General features: G+C 71.1%; 1 pseudogene. It reads left to right on the top strand.

Annotated features, from left to right (window positions below):
• Positions 1-103, top strand: a pseudogene (locus FMEAI12_RS40125) (globin); the annotation flags it as partial.
• Between the last annotated feature and the right edge of the window lie 143 nt (positions 104-246).

The following is a 246-nucleotide window of genomic DNA, read 5'->3' as shown; positions in this document are numbered from 1 at the left end:
GGAATCCGCGGTCGACAGCCTCGGCCTCGCCCCGGAACACCGCGCCCAGCTCTGGGACTACCTGCTGATGGCCGCGAACTCCCTGCAGAACCGCCCGGGCTGATCTCCGGTCTCGACGCGTCGCGGGTGAGCTTGCGGTACGTCACCCGGTGCGGGCGGGCCGCGTCCGCGCCGAGCCGCTCGACCTTGTTGGTCTCGTAGTCGGCGAAGTTGCCCTCGTACCAGAACCAGCGGGCCGGGTCGGTC

This window comes from Parafrankia sp. Ea1.12 (assembly GCF_900465275.1).
GTDB lineage: Bacteria > Actinomycetota > Actinomycetes > Frankiales > Frankiaceae > Parafrankia > Parafrankia soli.
The sequence above is the reverse complement of the archived record's forward strand: the minus strand, read 5'-3'. Positions and strand labels throughout refer to the sequence as shown.